At 73.8% G+C, this 17,994-nt stretch carries 13 protein-coding genes; 7 read left to right on the top strand and 6 right to left on the bottom strand.

Translation table 11 applies throughout. The features are described 5' to 3' along the window. Nucleotides 1–64 precede the first annotated feature (64 nt). From BLV05_RS37355 to BLV05_RS32205, 4 genes are all read left to right on the top strand, one after another. The gene (locus tag BLV05_RS37355; RefSeq protein ID WP_152690728.1) at nucleotides 65–3,364 is read left to right on the top strand and encodes a ThuA domain-containing protein; all 3,300 of its coding nucleotides are present in this window, start codon (nucleotides 65–67) and stop codon (nucleotides 3,362–3,364) included. Between the two features lie 93 nt (nucleotides 3,365–3,457). Then, nucleotides 3,458–4,468, top strand: a complete 1,011-nt coding sequence (locus BLV05_RS32215; protein ID WP_046768602.1) for a DUF6263 family protein — start codon at nucleotides 3,458–3,460, stop codon at nucleotides 4,466–4,468. Nucleotides 4,469–4,562: 94 nt separating this feature from the next. After that, a complete protein-coding gene (locus BLV05_RS32210; protein ID WP_052762412.1) occupies nucleotides 4,563–7,799 on the top strand; it encodes an NHL domain-containing protein in 3,237 nt (1,078 codons plus the stop codon). Further along, entirely contained in the window at nucleotides 7,796–8,281 is a 486-nt protein-coding gene (locus BLV05_RS32205; RefSeq protein ID WP_046768603.1) for a hypothetical protein, read from the top strand. The genes BLV05_RS32210 and BLV05_RS32205 overlap by 4 nt, the downstream gene beginning before the upstream one ends. 211 nt (nucleotides 8,282–8,492) lie before the next feature. On the opposite strand, the gene BLV05_RS32200 is transcribed toward BLV05_RS32205, so the two are convergent. From BLV05_RS32200 to BLV05_RS32185, 4 genes are all read right to left on the bottom strand, one after another. Then, nucleotides 8,493–8,930 (bottom strand): hypothetical protein, encoded by a 438-nt coding sequence (locus tag BLV05_RS32200; protein ID WP_046768604.1) that lies wholly within the window; start codon nucleotides 8,928–8,930, stop codon nucleotides 8,493–8,495. A gap of 137 nt (nucleotides 8,931–9,067) precedes the next feature. Further along, a complete protein-coding gene (locus BLV05_RS32195) occupies nucleotides 9,068–11,938 on the bottom strand; it encodes an AfsR/SARP family transcriptional regulator (protein WP_052762413.1) in 2,871 nt (956 codons plus the stop codon). Between the two features lie 119 nt (nucleotides 11,939–12,057). Next, nucleotides 12,058–12,981 carry an ABC transporter permease gene (locus BLV05_RS32190; protein WP_046768605.1) on the bottom strand — a complete coding sequence of 308 codons (924 nt, stop codon included), beginning with the start codon at nucleotides 12,979–12,981 and terminating at the stop codon, nucleotides 12,058–12,060. Next, nucleotides 12,978–13,883, bottom strand: coding sequence for an ABC transporter ATP-binding protein (locus BLV05_RS32185; protein WP_046768606.1), 906 nt, complete (start codon nucleotides 13,881–13,883; stop codon nucleotides 12,978–12,980). The genes BLV05_RS32190 and BLV05_RS32185 overlap by 4 nt, the downstream gene beginning before the upstream one ends. A gap of 134 nt (nucleotides 13,884–14,017) precedes the next feature. On the opposite strand from BLV05_RS32185, the gene BLV05_RS32180 reads away from it, so the two are divergent. From BLV05_RS32180 to BLV05_RS32170, 3 genes are read left to right on the top strand one after another with little or no spacing between them, the layout of a single operon-like run. Next, nucleotides 14,018–15,217 (top strand): sensor histidine kinase, encoded by a 1,200-nt coding sequence (locus BLV05_RS32180; protein ID WP_046768607.1) that lies wholly within the window; start codon nucleotides 14,018–14,020, stop codon nucleotides 15,215–15,217. Further along, nucleotides 15,214–15,891 (top strand): response regulator transcription factor, encoded by a 678-nt coding sequence (locus tag BLV05_RS32175; RefSeq protein WP_046768608.1) that lies wholly within the window; start codon nucleotides 15,214–15,216, stop codon nucleotides 15,889–15,891. The genes BLV05_RS32180 and BLV05_RS32175 overlap by 4 nt, the downstream gene beginning before the upstream one ends. After that, nucleotides 15,888–16,670, top strand: coding sequence for an HAD family hydrolase (locus tag BLV05_RS32170; RefSeq protein ID WP_046768609.1), 783 nt, complete (start codon nucleotides 15,888–15,890; stop codon nucleotides 16,668–16,670). Before BLV05_RS32175 ends, BLV05_RS32170 begins: the two co-directional genes overlap by 4 nt. Before the next feature lie 56 nt (nucleotides 16,671–16,726). Here the strand turns inward: BLV05_RS32170 and BLV05_RS32165 are convergent, their stop codons facing one another. Then, entirely contained in the window at nucleotides 16,727–17,284 is a 558-nt protein-coding gene (locus BLV05_RS32165) for an AAA family ATPase (protein WP_046768727.1), read from the bottom strand. Between the two features lie 29 nt (nucleotides 17,285–17,313). After that, entirely contained in the window at nucleotides 17,314–17,952 is a 639-nt protein-coding gene (locus tag BLV05_RS32160) for an NAD(P)-dependent oxidoreductase (protein ID WP_046768610.1), read from the bottom strand. Between the last annotated feature and the right edge of the window lie 42 nt (nucleotides 17,953–17,994).

Here is a 17,994-nt window from a genome sequence, read left to right as displayed (position 1 = left end):
GCGCTTGCCGGAAAGCGTTTGCCAGGGGGACTGTCCGCAGTGTTGCGTACCTGGGAGGACGATCGTGGCACGGTATTTCGACCCGCGAATCCTGCTCACGACTAGGCCTTCCCGGCGACTCGCCGCGCTGGTCATGGCGTTGGCGCTGCTGCCGTTCCTGATGGCCGGACCGGCCCAGGCCGAACCGGCGCGGACGGCGCCGGCTCCGGAACCGGCCGACACGGCACGGTTCGACGTCCTGGTCTTCTCGGGCGTCTCGAACTTCTACCACGACTCGATCCCGGCCGGCATCGAGGCGGTGGAGGAACTCGGCGCGGAGCACGACTTCGACGTCACGGTCACCGACGACGCCGAGGTCTTCTCCGACAAGGGGCTCCGGCCGTTCGACGTCGTCATCTTCAACAACACGAACTCGACGCCCGAGCGGGGCAACCTGCTGGACGCCGATCAGCGGGCGGCGTTCCAGCGCTACGTCAACGGCGGCGGCGGCTTCGTCGGCTGGCACTCGGCCACCGGCACCGAGCGGGACTGGGACTGGTACGCCGGGCTGGTCGGCGCCAAGTTCCAGAACCACCCGGCACCGCGGCCCGGCCGCATCGAGGTACTCGACGGCGCCCACCCGTCCACGGCCGGGCTGCCGCAGCTGTGGGAGCGCAACGAGGAGTGGTACAACTGGCAGGCCTCGCCCAACGGTGACGTCCACGTCCTCACCGAGATCCGCACCACCGACAACCCCCAGGGCCTGACCGGGGGACCGGAGCACGCGCACTCCTGGTGCCAGGTCTACGACGGCGGGCGGTCCTGGTACACCGCCAGCGGCCACCACGCGGAGTCGTTCGACGAGCCGCTGTTCCTCGAGCACATCCTGGGCGGCATCGAATGGGCCGCCGGTGTCGCGCCGGGCGACTGCGGCGCGACGGAGTGGGACAGCTTCGACCGGGTCCAGCTCGAGGACGACACGAACCTGGCCGACCCGTACTCGATCGCGCCGCTCCCCGACGGCCGGGTCATGTACATCCAGCGCACCGGGCAGATCAAGCTGATCCACCAGGACGGTGACGACGCCACCACCACGCTGGCCGGCGACCTGCAGCTGAGCCTGCCGACCACGCGCACCGCCGACGGGCTCACCGGCGTCGCGATCGACGAGGACTTCGCCGCGAACGGCTGGGTGTACCTGCTGTACACGGTGCCGCCGGCCGAGCCGGTATATCGGCTGTCGCGGTTCACGCTCGTGGGCGACACGCTGGACATGGACAGCGAAGAGGTGGTCCTGGAGTTCCCGATCTGGCGCAACGAGCTGCTGGCGAACGTCCACATGGCCGGCTCGATGGACATGGACGCCGACGGCAACCTGTTCATCGCCACCGGTGACAACACCGACCCGTTCGCGCAGAACGGCTTCACGCCGATCGACGAGCGCGCGGGCCGGCGGGCCGCGGACGCCCAGGGGACGGCGGCGAACACGAACGACCTGCGTGGCAAGATCATCAGAATCCACCCGGAGGATGACGGCGGCTACACGATCCCCGAGGGCAACCTGTTCACCGGCGCGGAGGACGGCGGCGGGAAGACCCGCCCGGAGATCTACGCGATGGGCTTCCGCAACCCGTTCACCATCAGCTACGACGACGCCAACGACGCGCTGCTGGTGGCCGACTACGGTCCCGACGCGAGCACCCCGAATCCGCTGCGCGGCCCGGCCGGTCTGGTCGAGCAGAACCGCATCGTCGAAGCCGGCAACTACGGCTGGCCGTACTGCGTCGGCCCGAACACCCCGTTCATCGACTTCGACTTCGCCACCGGCGTGTCAGGTGCGGCGTTCGACTGCGCCAGCCCGGTCAACGACTCGCCGAACAACACCGGCCTCACGCAGTTGCCACCGGCCCAGGAGCCGCTGGTCTGGTACGGCAAGAGCGGTGAGCACTCCGCGCTGTTCCCGGAGATCTCCGGCGGCGGCGCACCGATGACCGGGCCGGTGTACGACTACGACGAGGACCTCGACTCCGACACGAAGTTCCCCGAGTACTACGACGACAAGTGGTTCGTCTTCGAGTACGGGGCGGAGTGGTACAAGACCATCAGCCTCATGGCGGAGGCGGCGCCCAGCGACCGGTTCACGCCCGCCGAGCCCGGCGACGTGCAGTCGATCAACTCGTTCCTGCCGGGCCTGACGTGGAACTCGCCGTTCGACGCCGAGTTCGGCCCGGACGGGTCGCTCTACACCATCGACTTCGGCGGCGGCTCGGGCGTCGGCCGCGGCGACCACAACGACGGCTCGGGCATCTACCGCATCGACTACGTCGGCGGCGAGGACGTGACCGAGCCCCGCGACCGTTGCTTCGGCGGCTACAGCACCGACGTCCCGGTCTGGTTCGGCGAGGGCTCGGACTCCGGCGTCCCCAACCGCGACTCCGGCGACGGCTGCACGATCATGGACCTGATCGAGCACGAGCAGCCGTTCACGAACCACGGCGACTTCGTCCGCACCGTCGAGGGCATCACGTCCGGCCTGGTCGGCGACGGCGTCCTCTCCCACCGCGAGCGGGCCTCCATCGTCCGGGCGGCGGCCGGCTCCGAGATCGGCAAGGCCGTCGAGCTCGACGGCGACCGCCAGGTGCCCGCCGACAAGATCGGTGTCGTCGGGTTCACCGTGCGGGCGACCATGCCGGCGCCCAACACCGAGGCGACGCTCGCGGCGCTGGCCACCTGCGGCTACCTGAACATGGAGCCCTCCGGCGGCCTTTACGGCTACACCGGCGCGCAGCTCGGCGCACTGATCGACGCGGCCGGAATGCAGGCGCCGTCCGTCGGCCTGGACCTGGGCCAGATCGAGAACGACATCGAAGGCGTGATCCAGACCGCGAAGGACCTGGGCGCGAGGTACGTGCGCATCTCCGGCTCGGCCGGCTGGGACGCCGAGGACTACTCCAGGGTCGCCGACGTCCTCAACGAGCAGGGTGCCCGGGCCAAGGAGGAGGGCATCACGCTCGCCTACCACAACCACGACTTCGAGTTCCGGTTCGAGGACGGGGTGCGCCTGTACGACGTGCTGGTCCGGGAGACCGACCCGAACCTCGTCGACATGGAGCTGGACCTCTACTGGGCCGTGGACGGCGGCGTCGACCCGGTCGGCCTCATCCAGCAGTACCCGGGCCGGTTCTCGCTGCTGCACGTGAAGGACCGGGCCGCCGACGGCTCGTTCGCCGACGTCGGTGAGGGCACGATCGACTTCGCCCGGATCTTCGCCCACAGCACGCTGGCCGGCGTCGACTACTACTTCACCGAGAACGACCAGCCCCGGCCGAACGGCATCTCGTCGGCCTGCGACAGCCGCGCCTACCTGGAGACCCTGCGCTACTGACGGATGTCCGGCGTTGGATTGTGGTGATGCTGGTTGTCACCGGCGGCCGCTAGAGTTCGGGACGATCAGCCCGAACCGTCCCGAGGAGTCGCTGTGCGCCGCATCACCGGCTGTCTGCCCCTGGCCGCCGTCCTGCTCGTCCTCGCCGGGTGCGGCGACGACTCCGGCGGCGGCTCGGCGGACGACACCGCCGCGCCGTCCGCCGCCGACTCGGGCGAGCCCGCCTCCGACGACTCGGGCGAGCCCGCCGACGAGCCGGCCGAGGAGCCGGCCGAGGAGCCGGTGTCCGACGTCGCCTGCACCGACGGCGCGCCGGAGGCCGTCGTCAGCGACCCCGGCGACGAGCCGCGGGCGCTGATGGAGCTGTCGCCCACGGCCGGCGACGCCGCCGCCGTCGACATGCGCATGGTCACGACCACCACGGCCAGCGTCGACGGCCAGGACTCGCCCACCATGCCGGCGCCGCCGATGATCATGGGCATGGTGGTGACCGTCGACGCCGTCACCGACGACGAGATCACCATGACGGTGGAGTACGACCGGGTCGAGGTCGAGGGCGGCGACGCGTCGATGCAGGCCATCCTCGACTCCATGATCGGCATCACCGGCACCGTCACCACCACGCGCAGCGGCGCCTTCGTCGAGGGGAAGATCGACACCGCCAGCGTCGACCCCACGATCGCCCCGACCATGCAGCAGTTCGAGAGCCAGCTGGCCAACCTCACCGTGCCGCTGCCCACCGAGCCGGTCGGCATCGGCGCCACCTGGGACGTCGCCACGGCGGTCGACTCGCAGGGCTTCACCTTCTGCAACACCTTCAGCTACACCCTCACGTCGTTCGACGGCGACGCCTACGAGCTGAGCGCCGACGTGGCGCAGCGGGCCGAGCCCACCACCATCGAGCAGGGCGGCGCCACGGCCGAGCTGATCGAGGCGAGCGGCACGGGCACCGGCACCAGCGCGGGCCGGCTGAGCTTCCCGGTCGCCATCTCCGGCAGCAGCGACACGAACACGTCCATCGAGATGGCGGTCGACGACGGCTCCACCGAGCAGACGCTGGAGATGGAGATGGCCATCGAGATGGAGATCAGCCCGCGCGAGTGACGGGGCTGACCTGCCGTGACGCATCCGTGAAAGTGAACAGAAAGTAGCGTCTGCCACGCTCTCCGGCGGTAAGGACCGACCGGAGGGGACGCCGTTGCTGCTCGGAGCGCTACTACCAGGTCTGCTGCTCACATCCGGACTGGCGCCGGCCGCGGCGCAGGCCTCGACGACGCCACCCGAGCCGCTGCCCGGCGAGGTCGTCCTGGTCGCCGGCACGGGGGAGATCGGCTACTCCGGTGACGGCGGACCGGCGACAGAAGCACGACTCCACCCCTCGCTGACGCTGTCCGTCGGGCCCGACGGGACGGTCTACCTCGCCGACCGGTACAGCGAGCGGCTGCGGTTCGTCGGCATTGACGGCGTCATCGACACCGTCGCCGGCGCCCGGGCCCAGCGCCCACCCGAGACCGACGGACCGGAGCCGCCGGGCGGGGGGTCTTCGAGCCTCAGCAGCACGCCGATCGCCAGCTCGGTCGGCCCCGACGGCAGCGTGTACCTGGCCGCCAACCAGGACGTCCGCCGCATCGCGCCCGACGGCGCCGTCACCGTGCTGGCCGGTGCCGGCGACGACACGATCGAGGCCGGCGACGCCGACGGGGGGCTCGCCGCCGACGCGGAGATCTTCGACCCCACGGACATCGCGGTCGACGCCGACGGCAACGTCTACCTGGCCGACACCATGAACGGCCGGATCCGACGCATCGGCACCGACGGCGTCATCACGACGGTCGCGGGCGGCGGCGAGGTGTTCGTTGGCGACGGGGCCGTCGGCGGACCGGCGACGGACGCGGCCATGGACACGCCGATCACCAGTATCGCCGTCGACACCGCCGGCACGGTGTTCTTCACGCTCGAGCCGTTCGGTGACGTGTACCACGTGGCTCCCGACGGGACCCTCGGCGTCATCGCCGACGCCGACCTCGCGCTGATCGACGCCGGGTCGGGGCTGGACGGCACGCCCGCCCGTGACGGCCGCCGGTTGGCAGCCGGCCCCGGCGGCGAGCTCTACGTCACCGACGAGGCCAACGGCCGCTTGCTCGTGCTACGCGAGGGCGCGATCGAGGTCGCCGGTCCGCTCCCGGCCAGTGTCGAGGACGTCGCCGCCGGGACCGACGGCGCGATCTACTACACGGCCGGCTCGCGGGTGTGGCGGCTCCCGGACGACGTCGCGGCGCGCGACGACCAGGTGCCACCGGCCGGGTCGCTCTGGGGCGACCGCGACCCCGGCGAGCTGGTGACGGTGGCCGGCGTGGCGGCCGACCCCGACATCGCCGCGCTGGAGGAGCTGGTGCCGCCGCCAGGCCCGGCGGCCGGCCCTTCGGGCGTCGCGGCCGGCCCTGACGGCGTCACCTATGTCGCCGACAGCCACCGCCACGTCGTCCACCGCGTCGACGCCGACGGCACCGTGACCGTCGCCGCGGGCACCGGCGAGGCCGGCCGCCGCGGCGACGGCGGACCGGCCGGCGAGGCGCAGCTGAACGGACCCGCCGGCCTGGACGTCGACGCCGAGGGCAACCTCTACATCGCCGACTCGTCGAACGCCACGATCCGCCGGGTCGGCACCGACGGCGTCATCACGACGGTCGCCGGCACCGCCCCCGACCAGAACGCCGACGACGAGCCGCCCCCGACGTGCGTGGGCGAGCCGGCCACCGAGACGGCGCTCGGCCTGCCTGCCGACGTGGCGATTGCCCCCGACGGCACCCTCTACCTGGCCGACCCCGGCCGAGACTTGATCTGCCGGGTCAGCCCGGACGGCCTGCTGACCCGGGTGGCCGGCGGCGGCGAACGCTACGCCGACGACCAGCCAGCCGTCGAAGCCAGCCTGGATGAGCCCGTCGCGGTCGAGGTCGACGCCGCCGGCAACGTCTACGTCGTCGAGAACGGCGTGCCGCGGGTGCGCATGGTCCGGCCCGACGGGACGCTGGTCGCGCTGGCCGGTGTCAGCTACTTCGGCTCCGGCGAAGGCGGCTTCGGCGGCGACGGCGGGCCGGCCGGGGCCGCGGAGCTGAACACGCCGCTCGACGTCGCTGCCGGCCCCGACGGGCTCTACATCGCCGACACCTTCAACAGCCGGATCCGCCGGGTCGGCGCCGACGGCGTCATCGCCACCGTCGCCGGCACCGGCTCGCCGCACGACACCGGCGACGGGGGCCCGGCCGCCGAGGCCGGTGTGAACGAGCCGGAGACGGTCGACGTCGCACCCGACGGCAGCCTGGTGCTCGGCGGCACCCGCGGCGACCTCGTCCGCCGCATCGGCGCCGACGGCATCATCGAGACGGTGGCCGACTTCCGCGACGTCGTGGCCGCGGAACCGGCCGACGCGGCGGATCTGACCGGCGACATGAGCGTCGCCGTCGCGCCGGATGGCACGCTCTTCGTCGCCGAGCCACAGGTCGGGCGGCTTCGGCGGCTCGAGGGCACCGAGCTGGCCGGTGCGCCGGCCGCCGACCCACGGCTGGACTCGATCCGGCGGCTGGCCACCGGCCCCGGCGGCGAGGTCTACGCGGCTCTCGGCGACTCCGTGGTGCGCATTTACCCCGACGGCCGGCTCGTCACCGTCGCCGGCGGGGCGTACAGCGAGCACCCGGTGGTCGACGGCGCGCTGGCGACCACCCAGTTGGTGCAGCCGCGCGACGTGGCCGTCGGGCCGGACGGCACGGTGTACCTGCTGGACATCGGGGAGCTGGTCTACCGCGTCGACTCCGATGGCCTGATCGCGGCGGTGCCGGGGTTCGACGCCGACACGCTCGCGCTCCCGTCCGCCCTCGCCGTCGGCGCGGACGGCACGGTGTACGTCGCCGACGAGGGGAGCGGGCAGGTCGTTGCCGCGGCCCCGGGCCAGGACGCCCGGACCTTCGCCGGCACCACCGACAGCGACGACGTCGTGGTCGACGACGACTACGGCGACGGCGGGCCGGCCACGCGGGCACAGCTGTGGGGCCTGGCCGACGTCGCCGTCGGCCCCGAGGGCGACGTCTACGTGGCCACGGGGGACGGCGTCCGTCGCATCGACGCCGAGGGCACCATCAGCACGGTGCTCGACACGGAGCTGGACGGCGACACGGAGCGCTCGATCACCGCCCTGGAGGTCGGCCCGGGTGGCGACCTCTACCTCGTCGACTCCGCGACCGACCAGGTGCTCGCCCTCGTCCGCCCCGCCGAGATCACCAGCGGCTCCTTCCCCTGGTGGCTCGTCGGCGCCGGCGCGGGCGTGCTGATCGCCGCCGCGGCGGCGGTGCTGCTGGTTCGGCGCCGCCGGGCGGCGCGTGCGGCGGCCGTCACGGCGAGCGAACCCGACCCCGCAACGGAAGGAACCACGACCGCATGACGCGCGACGACGACAACGGCCGGGTGTTCGACGGCTACGCCCGCCTCTACGGGCCCATCGCGGTGGCCGGCCTCGGCCTGATCTTCACGCCGATGTTCGACGACCTGGAGGTCGACCCGGAGACCGGCAGCGTGGCCAGCCGGCTCGGCAACCTGTGGGAGACCGCCTCGAACGCCAACGGCGACCCGGCCGTGCTCGGGATCATCCTGGCGCTGGTGCTCATGGCGCTGTGTCTCGTGGCGACGTTCCGGCCGCGGCCGCCGTCGTCCGCGCTGCCCATCGGCATCGGGGTGGTGAGCCTGCTGATCATCCTCATGCTCGCCACCAAACCCGGCGTCGGCGACCCGGCGCCGGACCTCAGCGCCGGTGGCGCCGGCTCGATGGCCCTCGCGTTGTTCACGCTGGCGCTGGCGGTCGTGCACGCGGTGCACCTCGCGCGCTGGAACCGGGAGCGGGCGGCCCCCGTCCGCCCGCTCCCCTAGGGTGTGTCTCCCGGGTCCATGGCCTACTGCGCGACGCCCAGGCGGCGCCTCGCTGCGTTCTCGTCAGTCGACGTAGAACCTCCCGCTATGACTCTTTCCTCGGCCTTGCGAGGCATCCACCTGGACGCCGCTCGCAACGGCCGAGACCCGGGAGACACACCCTGATGCGGCCGAGGTCACTTGACGGCGTGACCTCGGCCGCGGCTCGTCCTCAGCCGCACTCGGACTGGACGCTCTCGCCCAGCCGCTGGCTGATCGCGGTGAGGTCGCCGAGGTCTTCCAGCTGCTCGAGCGCCGCCGGGTCGGCCGGGTCGATGTCGGCCATCGCCTGCATGGCGTCGGCCATCGCGGTCCAGTCCGCGGCGACGTCGTCCGGCGCCGCGGCGGCGATCTCGCGGTAGGTCTCGACCAGCCCGGCGGCGGCGTCGGGGTCGGTGGCCGAGGAGCCGGCGAGGAGGTCGTCACCCATCGTCTCGAGCAGCCCGCAGTAGTCGCCGTCGCCGGAGGACTCCGGCTCGGTGTCCTCCTCGGCGTCCGCGGGCGGGTCGGTCATGGTCAGCTCGAGGTCGGACTCCGGCGCCGACGGCGGCGGCGGATCGTCGTCGGACCCGCAGGCGGCGGTCGCGAACAGCAGGGCTATGCCGGCCAACGGGACGAAGGCTCGGGATCGGATCGTCGAATTCACGCGCGCTATCTCCGGTACGTCAGTGTGGTCTGGTTCGGGCGAACCGGACGAGACGATCCCAGGTGCCGCTACACGCGCTCTACACGCCCACTGACCGGTGGTCAGGCCGGGTGGCGTGCGTCGCGGCCGCGGCGCAGGACGGCCGGCATCCGCGGGACCGGCGCGCCGAGCAGGTCGCCGGCCTCGTCGCTGGTCAGGCTGCGCATCTCGCGCAGCAGGTCGGTCGAGCGGCTCCAGCTGTGCCGGGCGTCGCCGTCGCGGCCGAGCAGCCGCAGGATGTCGCCGCGCAGCCACCTGGCCAGCGCCTCGTCGACGCTGGAGCCGCACGCCTGGAACGCCTCGATGGCCCGCTCGAAGCAGTCGAGGGCGCGCTCCGGCCGTCCGGCGTCGAGGTGTGCGTCGCCGAGCCGGAACCACGCGATGCCGGTGAGGTGCGGGCTGTCGTCCAGCCGCAGCGCCCGCTCCTGGCAGGCGATCGCCTCATCCAGCCGGCCGCTGCGATGGTGGCCGACGCCGAGCCGGGTGAGGGTGAGTGCCTGGCCCTTGGGGTCGGCGATCTCGCGCTGCAGCCGCAGCGCGCGGCGGTAGTGGACGAACGCCTCATCGGTGCGGTTCAGGTGGTGGAGGATGAAGCCGAGCGCGCTGCGGGCGTCGGCCTCGCCGTGGCGGTCGCCGCCCTCGTGCGAGGCCCGGACCGCCTCGAGTCCGTGGTGCTGCGCCTCCGGCAGGCGGTCCAGCATGAAGTAGCCGTCGCTGAGGCTCTGGTGCAGCTTGGAGCGCCAGCGGGCGTGGCCCGCGCCGTCGTCGGCCTCGTCGCCGAGGGTCGCGAGCGCGAGGCGGCCGATCGCGACGAGGTCGGTCCAGCGGTCCTGGCTGCGCAGCGGGTGCGCCATGGCCGCGGCCAGGCCGGCCAGGATGGCCGGGCCGTCGCCGTCGAGCGCCGCGGCGTGGATCGCGGCGGCGGCGATGTTGTCCGACTCCGCCCGCACCCAGGCCGAGATGGCGGCGCCGTCGGGGAGCTCGGCGGGGCCGGCGGGGTCGGCGCCGGCGCGGGCCGGCCCGGTGGTCGCCGGGCCGATGGATGCGTGGCGGTCGGACCAGGCGACGCTCATGCGCGACGCGTTGCGCGCGGTGGCGAGGTAGTGGTGCAGCGCCCGGCGCAGTGCGTCGTCGCGGCCGGACGGGGTCAGCGTGCGCTCGGCCCGCTCCCGCGCGTAGAGGCGAACGAGGTCGTGCAGCGTGAACCGGTCGTCCGGCGCCGCGATCAGCAGCTGGGCCTCGACCAGTTGGTCCAGCGCCCGCCGGGTCGCCGGCAGCGGACGGCCCGCCAGCGCGGCCGCGGTGTGCACGGTGAAGTCGGCGAACCCGGCCAGGCCCAGGCTGGTGAAGACCGCCGCCGGCGCCTCGGGCAACGCGTCGAACGCGACGTCGCAGCTGGCCCGCACCGCGAGGTCGTCGTGCTCCAGCTCGTCGAGCCGGTGCTGCGCGTCGTCCAGCCGGTCGCGCAGCGACGACAGCGTCCAGTCCGGCCGCGCCAGCAGCCGCGCCCCGGCCACCCGGACGGCCAGCGGGAGCAGGCCGCAGAGCGTCACGACGTCGGCGGCGGCCTCGGGCTCGGCCGTCACCCGCCCCGGGCCGGCCAGCGCCGCGAGCAGGTCGACCGCCTCGTCCGGCGGCAGCGTCCCGAGCGCGAGCCGGTGGGCGCCGGCGATGGTCGCGAGCACCCGGCGGCTGGTGACCAGCAGGGCCGGCCCCGCGCCCGGACCGGGCAGCAGCGGACGGACCTGCGCGGCGGAGTCAGCGTCGTCGAGCACGATCAGCAGCCGCCGCCCGGCGACGGTGCTCCGGAACAGCGCCGCGGCGGCGGACGGGTCGCCGGGGACCTGCCGCTCGTCGACGCCGAGCGAGCCGAGCAGCCTGACCAGCACGTCGTGCGGCCGCAGCGGCCGGACCCCGGGCGTCGCGCCGCGCAGGTTCACGTACAGCTGGCCGTCGGGGAACGTCTCGGCGACGGTGTGCGCCGCTCGCAGGGCGAGGGCGGACTTGCCCACGCCGCCGGGTCCGCTGATCGCCACGACGGCCGGCCGGCCGGCGCCGTGCCGCCCGGCGCCGTCCGTCAGCCAGGCGGTGACCCGCCGCACCTCGTCGCGCCGCCCGGTGAAGGCCGCGTCGGCGGGCGGCAGCTCGGCCGCGGGGCGGGTCGCGGGGCGGGTGGCCGGCGGTGGCGCGGCGAGCGCGGGGTCGTCGGTCAGGATGGCCTGCTCGAGGTCGCGCAGCTCCGGCCCCGGCTCCAGGCCCAGCTCCTCGACCAGCGTCGTGCGGGCCTGCCGATAGACGTCGAGCGCGTCGCCCGTGCGGCCGGACCGGTGCAGGGCGAGCATGAGCTGGCGGTACAGCCGCTGGCGCAGCGGGTAGGCGTTGACCAGGGCGCTCAGCTCCGCGACCAGCAGGTCGTCCTGGCCGCGCTCGAGGTCGGCGTCGATGCGCAGCTCGGTCACCGCGAGCCGCAGTTCGCCGAGCCGGGCCGCCTCCGGCTCGACCGCCCCCGACTCGGGGACGCCGGCGTAGGCGTCCGGCCCGCGCCAGAGCGTCGCCGCCCGGTGCAACAGCTCGGCCGCCCGCCCGACGTCGCCGGCCGCTCGGGCGGCCCGGCCCTCACCGGCCAGCCGCTCGAACTCCTCGTCGTCGGCCTCGCCGGGCCGCACCTCCAGCTGGTAGCCGGAGCGCTGGTGCACGATGCGGTCCTCGCCGAGCAGCCGCCGCAGCCGGTGGACGTAGCTCTGCAGGTTCGCCCGCGCCGACCGCGGCGGGCGCCCGCCCCACAGCGCGTCCAGCAGCGCATCGGCGGACACCAGGGTGTTGCGGCGGGTCAGCAGGACTGCCAGCAGCAGCCGCTGCTTGGCGGACGTGACCGCGACGGTCCCGCCGAGGTCGTCGTGGACCACCAGAGGGCCCAGGACGCCGTATTTCATCGCACCTCCCGCCGAAACGCCGCGACTCGGTAGCGTAACCACCCCCCTCATGATCATGTTCCCTGGCGGTCGCTATGACGCCGCCAGGGAACATGATCATGAGGGGGGGGGTACGTGGATCAGACGACGTCGCGGTGACGCATCAGCAGCCCTCCCACCACGGCGAAGGCCACCAGGTACGCGGCCACCAGCAGTGCCGCCGGCCGGCCGTCGAGCACGGTGAGCACGCCCGGCGCCCCGTCGGGGTCGCCCTCGGTGCCCGCGCCCAGGGCGCCGGCCAGCGACCCGGCCGCCGTCCCCGGCAGCACGTCGGTCACGTACTCGAGGCCGCTGAGCAGGTTGCCGACGCCGCGCAGCAGGTTCTCGATCACCAGCGACCACACCAGCCCGAGGCCGACCGCCAGCGCCGGGCTGCGGGTCAGCACGCCGACCAGCACGCCGGCCATCGCCCACATCCCGAAGATCAGCAGCCCGCCGCCGAACGACTCGGCCAGCGCGCCGAACTCCGGCCAGACGAAGCTCTGGCCCTCGGTGACGGAGATCAGCGACGACGCCGCGAAGTCCAGGGCCACGGTCGCCACGACCGCCCCGACGACCGCGATGCCGACCGCGGCCACCGTCCCGCCGAACGCGGACAGCCGGCCCGGGCCCTGCGTGAGCACGGTCTTCCAGCTGCCCCAGCCGAACCCGCTGCCGGCCGCCAGCGCGCCGAGGATGAACATGATCGCGCCGCCGAACATCGGCATGCCGCCGGTGAGGACCGACGGGATCGCCGCGGGCAGCAGCTCCGGCAGCAGGCTTTCCGTCGAGACGCCCTCGTTGGAGAAGCCGGACGACCCGGTCGCGTAGGCGACGTAGTTGAAGATGTAGGCGAAGGTGAGGTTGAGCAGCAGCCACACCGTCAGCAGGATCCAGACGGCGGGCCACTTGCGCAGCCGCAGCAGCTCGGCCCGGGTGCTGGCGAGCAGGCCGCCGAGCACGGTCGGGACGGTCCGGGTCTCGCCGCGGGCGGCGGGCCGTTCGGTCATCGTCGCGGTGCTCATCGGTTCTCCTCCTGGTCTGTCGTCATCTCGAAGAACACGTCCTCCAGGGACCGCTCACTCGGGCGGATCTCGTGGATGTCGGCGCCGGCCGCGACCAGCGCGCGGGCCAGGTCGGGCGCCCGGTCCTCGGGCAGCTCCAGCCGCACGCCGTCGTCGGTGAGCTGGACGGCGTCGTCGCCGGCCACCTCCATCGACACCGCCAGCGCCAGCTCCACCGGGTGCGCGCGGACCAGCAGCGTGCTGGCGCCGCGGAGCTCGGCGACGGTGCTCTCGGCCAGCAGCCGGCCGTGGGCGATGACGCCGACGCGGTCGCAGATCTCCTGCACCTCGGCCAGCAGGTGGCTGGACAGCAGCACCGTCTGGCCCTGCTCGGCGAGGTCGACGACGAGCTTGCGCATGTCGGCCATGCCGCCCGGGTCCAGCCCGTTCGTCGGCTCGTCCAGGACCAGCAGGTCGGGCTCGCCGAGCAGCGCCGACGCGACGCCGAGCCGCTGCTTCATGCCCAGCGAGTACGACTTGAAGGCGTCGCTGCCGCGCTCGCGCAGGTCCACCCGCGTCAACGCGTCCTCGACGGCGTGGTCGGAGACGCCCTGGTAGCGGGCCATCACGCGCAGGTTGTCGCGGCCGGAGAGGTAGGGGTAGAAGCCGGGGCCCTCGACGAGCGCGCCGACCCGGGCCGTCGCGCCGGGCGCACCAGGCGCGTGGCCCAGCACGATCGCGGTCCCGCTGGTGGGACGGACCAGGCCGAGCAGCATGCGCAGCGTGGTCGTCTTGCCGGCTCCGTTCGGTCCGAGGAAGCCGTACACCTCACCGCGCCGGACGGTGAGGCTCACGTCGCTGACGGCGAGCCGGTCGCCGTAGCGCTTGGTCAGCCGGTCGGTGACCACGATGGTGTTCGTCATGGCTCCACGCTCCCGCGCAGACGCCGTCGCCCGCGTCGGCCCAGGAGCGGCATCGGACGTACGCAGATCCGCGTAGTCCGGTTACGCCGCGCCGCCGACGCCGCGCGCGTGCCCGTCGCCCTAAGGTCGATGACGTGGAAAGATTCGCTCGATTCAAGGTGTCGCTGCTCGACGTGGGCATCGCGCTGGTCCTGCTGTTGTTCTGCGTCGCCGGTACCCACGGGGCCAGCGCCGGCGACGAGGGCGGGCGCGACGCCGATGCCGTCGCGTACGCGCTGGTGGTGCTGGCGGCGCTGTCGTTCGTGGTGCGCAGCCGGTACCCGCGCACCGTCCTCGTGGTGAGTGGCGCGGCCGTGCTGATCTACCTCGCGGCGAACTACCCGTACGGGCCGATCATGTTCACCGTCCTGCTGATCAGCTTCACCCTCGGCCACCTGCTGCCGCTGCGCACGGCGCTGCAGTGGGTCGGCGGCTACTGGGCGCTCATCGCTGTCGTGGCGGCGTCCCGGCTGCTCGGCGAGGGCGGCGACTTCTGGCGCGACGCCAGCCTCGGCGCCATCGGCTCGCTGGTCGCGTTCGCCGCGCCGCTGGCCATCGGCGCGGCGCTGAAGACCCGGCGCGAGTCGCAGGCCGACGTCCGCGCGGAGCAGGCCCGCCGTGCGGTGTCCGAGGAGCGGCTGCGCATGGCGCAGGAGCTGCACGACTCCGTCGGCCACGGCCTGGCGGTCATCGCGATGCAGGCCGGCGTCGCCCTGCACGTCCTGGACCGCAACCCGGAGAAGGTGCGGGGCGCCCTGGAGGCGATCCGCGACACCAGCCGGTCCTCGCTCGACGGCCTGCGGGCCGAGCTGCAGCTGCTGCGCAGCCCGGTCACCGACGCCGCGCCGCGCCGTCCGGTCGCCGGGCTGGCCGAGGTCGGCGTCCTGCTGGAGCGCATCCGGGCCGGCGGCGTCGACGTGGTGTCCGACCTGTCCGGCGCGTCCGGCGGCGATCTCCCGCCCGACGTCGACGTGGCGGCCTACCGCATCGTGCAGGAGTCGCTGACCAACGTGTTGCGCCACGCCGCCGCCACCCGCGCCGAGGTGCAGATCCGCCGCTCCGGCGACGAGCTGCTGGTGGACGTCAGCGACAACGGAGTGGGCGGGGCGGCCGCGCCTCCGGTGCGCGATGACGACGGATCCGGGACCGGGATCGCCGGCATGCGGGCCCGGGCCGAGGCGCTCGGCGGCCGGCTGCAGGCGGGTCCGCGCGGCGGTGGCGGGTTCGCCGTCCATGCCCGGCTGCCCCTCGCCGGCGCCGACCGCGCGGCGGACATGTCAGGATCGACACCATGACCGAAGACGTGAGCAGTGTCATCAGGGTGGCCGTCGTCGACGACCAGGCGCTGGTGCGCATGGGCCTGGCCACGCTGCTCGAGACGGAGGACGACACCGAGCTGGCCGGCGAGGCCGCTGACGGGCGCGCCGGGCTGGACCTCGTCCGCCGCACCAAGCCCGACGTCGTGCTGATGGACATCCGCATGCCGGTGCTCGACGGTCTGGCCGCGCTGCGCGAGATCACCGCCGACCCCGCCCTGTCCGACGTCAAGGTCATCGTGCTGACCACGTTCGAGCTGGACGAGTACGTGTTCGAGGCGCTGCGGGGCGGGGCCAGCGGGTTCGTGCTCAAGGACTCGCCGCCGGCCGAGCTGCTGCACGCCATCCGGGTGGTCGCCGACGGCGCCAGCCTGCTCTCGCCGTCGGTCACCCGCCGCGTCATCGAGCAGTTCAGCGGCCGTGACGTGCCCGCCAGCGCGCCGCACCCCGAACTGGACCGGCTCACCGAGCGCGAGCGCGAGATCGTCGCCTGGGTGGCGACCGGCCGGTCCAACGACGAGATCGCCGCCGAGCTGGTGGTCAGCCCGGCGACCGTCCGCACCCACGTCAGCCGCGCGATGGTGAAGCTGCACGCCCGCGACCGCGCCCAGCTCGTCGTCTTCGCCGTCCAGTCCGGGCTCACCCAGCCGTGAAGGTGGTCGCCACCGACCTCGACGGGACCCTGCTGCACAGTGACGGGACGGTGTCGCCGCGGACCCGGGCCGCGCTGGCCCGGGCCGAGGACGCCGGCGCGACCGTCGTGTTCGTGTCCGGGCGGCCGCCGCGCTGGATCGACGTCCTGGCCGCGGAGGTCGGAGCGCACGGGCTGGCGATCTGCGCGAACGGCGCCCTGGTCTACGACGTGCGCCGCCGCGAGGTGATCGAGGAGCACGGCCTCCCCGGCGACGTCGCGCTCGAGGTGGCGCGGGCGATCCGGGCCAGCGTGCCCGGCGCGACGTTCGCCATCGAGCGGCGGCTGACGTTCGGGCAGGAGCCGTCCTTCCGGGGTACCTGGCCGACGCCGGACGGCACCGTCGTCGCCTCGCTCGAGGAGCTGCTGGCCGAGCCGGTGTCGAAGCTGGTGGTCACGCACCCGGACCTCGACGCGCGCGAGTTCGTGTCCCGAGCGGCGGCCGTGGTCGGCTCGCTCGCGGCGGCGACGTACTCGGGCCACGCGCCGGTCCTGGAGGTCAGCCGGGCCGGCGTCTCGAAGGCGTCCGCCCTGGCGGCGTTGTGCGGGTCGCTCGGCGTCGACGCGCACGACGTGGTCGCGTTCGGCGACATGCCCAACGACGTCCCGATGCTCACCTGGGCGGGGACGTCGTACGCCGTCCGCAACGCCCACCCCGACGCCGTCGCCGCCGCGTCCCACCGCTGCCCCTCGAACGACGAGGACGGCGTCGCCCAAGTCCTGGAGCGCCTCTTCCGCTGACCCCTTTGCAATGAGCACCTATACGCACCACTTGCGCCGGTGGTGCGTATAGGTGCTCATTGCAAAGGGGTCGACGGCAACAGCGCGGCCAGCTGGTCGTCCAAGGGCGGGGCGCCGCGGCGGTTGTCGATCTCGGTGTGCGGCGCGAGCGGCGGGACGTCCGGCAGGGTGGCCGCGGTGAAGCGGGCGAAGTTCGCCAGCTTCTCGCCGTCGCGGTCGTGCCCCCGGGCGGTGATCCGCGAGCGCAAGGTATCGCCGTCCGACCGCACCCAGAGCAGGTGCACCGGATCGCCGCCGAGCCGGTCGACGTAGGCGGCCCAGCGGTCTGCATCGCGGGTCTGGCCGGTGAACGGGCCGACCAGGATCACCGGGCAGCCGGCCGACCGGACCTCCGCGGCGGTGTCGGCGAGGCCGCCGTACTCGTGCACCTTGACGTGCTCGTCGTACCAGGGGCCCTCGCGCTCGCCGAACGGCCGCCCGTTCGCCGCCAGCGTCGCGGCCACGAACGACGCGTAGACGGTGTCCTTGTCGAGCAGCGCCGGGACGGGATCGAGCAGCGCGGCCAGCTTGCGGGCGACGGTGGTCTTGCCGGCGCCGGGTGCGCCCGCGACCATCCACACGGCGGGGATCACGCCTGCCGACCCTACCGAGGCGCCTCCACGCCCAGCAGCAGCCGGTGGTGCCGCGGCTGCTCGATCTCGTCGGCGACGGCCACCGCGAGGTCGGCGTAGGTGATCCGCGCGGCGGCGTCGCCCGGGACGATCCGGTACCCGCCGGCGGGCCTGCCGCCGTGGTCGAAGTCGCCGGCCGGCGCGACGACCAGCCAGTCGACGTCCGTCCGAGCGGTGCGGAACACGTGCAGCCCGGCGCCGTGGCCGAGCATGAAGTCGCGGTACTCCGACGGATAACCGGGGGTCTCGAGCAGCGGCGTCCCCGTCACGTCCGGCAGCTGCGACGCCAGCCCGACGGCCACCAACCGGCCCGTGCCGGCGGCGGCCACCCCAGCGAGCAGGGCCGACGCGGCCGCGGGGAAGAACTCGGCCGCCGGGACGGTGAGGTTCGCGGCGGCGTGCACGGCCGCGTCGTGGCCGGCGGACAGGGTCGCGACGGCGTCAGCCTCGGTCACGTCGCCGGCCGCCAGGTCGACCCCGTCGCCGCCGAGGTCGGCATGTCGCGCGGGGTCGCGCACCACCGCCGTCACGTCCCAACCCCGGCCGGCCGCCTCGGCCAGCACCGCCCGCCCGGCCCGTCCGCCGGCTCCGAACACCACGATTCTCGTCATGCCGCGCACGCTAGGCCGCGCCCTGGTCAGCCCGGCATGAGC

This window comes from Jiangella alkaliphila (assembly GCF_900105925.1).
Lineage (GTDB): Bacteria > Actinomycetota > Actinomycetes > Jiangellales > Jiangellaceae > Jiangella > Jiangella alkaliphila.
The sequence above is the reverse complement of the archived record's forward strand: the minus strand, read 5'-3'. Positions and strand labels throughout refer to the sequence as shown.

Excerpts from the sequence above, each read along its gene's own strand:
- BLV05_RS32160 (WP_046768610.1), bottom strand. The coding sequence starts at position 17,952 with ATGACGAGAATCGTGGTGTTCGGAGCCGGCGGACGGGCCGGGCGGGCG.
- BLV05_RS32175 (WP_046768608.1), top strand. The coding sequence starts at position 15,214 with ATGACCGAAGACGTGAGCAGTGTCATCAGGGTGGCCGTCGTCGACGAC.
- BLV05_RS32165 (WP_046768727.1), bottom strand. The coding sequence starts at position 17,284 with ATGGTCGCGGGCGCACCCGGCGCCGGCAAGACCACCGTCGCCCGCAAG.
- BLV05_RS32190 (WP_046768605.1), bottom strand. The coding sequence starts at position 12,981 with ATGAGCACCGCGACGATGACCGAACGGCCCGCCGCCCGCGGCGAGACC.
- BLV05_RS32195 (WP_052762413.1), bottom strand. The coding sequence starts at position 11,938 with ATGAAATACGGCGTCCTGGGCCCTCTGGTGGTCCACGACGACCTCGGC.
- BLV05_RS32205 (WP_046768603.1), top strand. The coding sequence starts at position 7,796 with ATGACGCGCGACGACGACAACGGCCGGGTGTTCGACGGCTACGCCCGC.
- BLV05_RS32185 (WP_046768606.1), bottom strand. The coding sequence starts at position 13,883 with ATGACGAACACCATCGTGGTCACCGACCGGCTGACCAAGCGCTACGGC.